Raw genomic sequence first — 1,832 nt, forward strand, 5'->3', positions numbered from 1 at the left:
AAAACTACTAGTGGAATCATAGACGGTGTCAAGCCTTGAAAGCCAGTCACTCATCGAGTTGCTTGATCCATACTGGTGGGTGATTTCTCGTCCACCCGGGTAGGCGAACGATTCAAGCCCGTTGCTGTTGCCATCCCCGTCCGAGCGCGCGTAGACGACTTTGGGAGTCGTGCCGGTAACCACCGAGCCTTGCACCGCCTGAATGTCTTCGAGCAGATTGCCAAATCCATCATAGGTCAATTGCACCTGGTTGACCACCGTTCCGGAGCCCACATCGGAGTGATTCCAACTTGTCACCTGGGTGCGGTTGCCGAGGTGCGATCCGATGCAAGGCGTCCGGGGAGCAGGTGACCGAGGTTACGATGTTGCCAAGGTCGGGACGAAACCTTTCGATCTAACAATGCTCGAAAAACGGGACCGACCCCGATGATACCATTCAGGACTGGTACAATTCACTACTCGTCACCAAATAATTTAGAAAGACCTTCGAGATACCCAATTGCCGCATCTGAATAGTTTTGGGGTGAAATCTCAGAATAACCAAATGCTTCACGACTTTCATTTATATACGGTAGAATTCTCTGCACTTCCTCCGCTTCATGTTTCGCAATTTCTTTTCTTATTTCGGATTTCATCTTCAACTGAGATATCAAGCTGGCGACAAGAGCCGACACAGACAACAATAAGGCTACAACTAATAGTTTCGAGTTCATTTGAATTATTTTTATTTATCTTCACAACATCTCTTTTTTCCGTAGTCTATTCGATCTTTCAAATTGCTGAAATCACCGTTAAAACCTGGAATTGGAACTGCTTTGGGATTACCGGGAAACTCTCCGCATTTTGGTAAACATTCTTCAATCCCATTTTGCTCTGCAACTACCATTGCGTTACAACATTCTTCTTCTGAAAGCGCTTCTGGCTTTCCAATGCATTTCTTACAAGCCGCATCCCAATTTACCGTTAAATCAAGATCATCAGGATTTGCCCCATCATTATAAGCTTTATAAAATTCTTGACACTTAGCAAAAATGCAACCTCTTACACACGCAAACCACTTTGCGATCTTCGCGTTCATTTTAGGATCATCAACAAATCCCCCAGTAAAATAAAGCGCTGCCAGCAATGAATTTATCTGACAAGACACTTCACATGCACATTGCAGCCATTTATTTCCAGGGTGAGATTTTGCTGCCGCACAGTATTGCTTCTTAGGGCTTGGACCTATTAATAATCGAAAGTCATCATACGTATTTACTGCGTTATTTTGGACAAATACATACAAATTCAATCCTCCCAATTCCCCGATGGGATCTCTGGATGGCCATCTGCCCAGCTCGGTGAGGTAATACCGGTAGCCGTAGTTATACCAACCCGTCTCAAGGTCCGCGTCCTCGTCGTGGAACATCGTCGTCCAGTTATACAGGCTGCTTGTCCGCAGGCTGAATGATGGTGTCAGCACCGTCACTCCACCAAACGCGACGTAGCGGTAGCGCTCGACGATCACTCCAGAGGTATCCGTAATCGACACCTTGCTGCTCATGTTGTCGCACACCGCGTATTTCCGGTTCACACTTGCTCCGCTGATTGCGTTCCGCGCGATCAGATCGTTGCGACCACGACCGCCGTACAGGTATTCGTTCTTCAGCGAGCTGTTTGACGGGTTGCGATCTTCAATGCACTTCCATTGCTCGTTCCAGTAGTAATCGACACTTGGCCACGAGGTCCCTGAAAACAATTTGCGTGTCCGGCGGAACAAGCCGTCATAGGCATAGCTCACGTCCATCGTCGCCGTGCTGCCCGAGGAGGAGGAGCCCGGAACACTCGCATTG

Annotated in this window: 3 protein-coding genes; all 3 read right to left on the reverse strand. The window is 47.9% G+C overall.

Annotated features, from left to right (window positions below; all coding sequences use genetic code 11):
- Positions 1 to 297: hypothetical protein (locus JIN85_RS20290; protein WP_200274282.1), on the reverse strand; the 297-nt coding region annotated here is incomplete at its 3' end.
- A gap of 158 nt (positions 298 to 455) precedes the next feature.
- A complete protein-coding gene (locus tag JIN85_RS20295; RefSeq protein WP_200274284.1) occupies positions 456 to 713 on the reverse strand; it encodes a hypothetical protein in 258 nt (85 codons plus the stop codon).
- Between the two features lie 11 nt (positions 714 to 724).
- The coding region (locus tag JIN85_RS20300; RefSeq protein WP_200274286.1) for an RHS repeat domain-containing protein at positions 725 to 1,832 on the reverse strand (1,108 nt) is incomplete at its 5' end.

This window comes from Luteolibacter pohnpeiensis, assembly GCF_016595435.1.
GTDB classification, from domain to species: domain Bacteria; phylum Verrucomicrobiota; class Verrucomicrobiia; order Verrucomicrobiales; family Akkermansiaceae; genus Luteolibacter; species Luteolibacter pohnpeiensis.

Excerpts from the sequence above, each read along its gene's own strand:
- JIN85_RS20295 (WP_200274284.1), bottom strand. The coding sequence starts at position 713 with ATGAACTCGAAACTATTAGTTGTAGCCTTATTGTTGTCTGTGTCGGCT.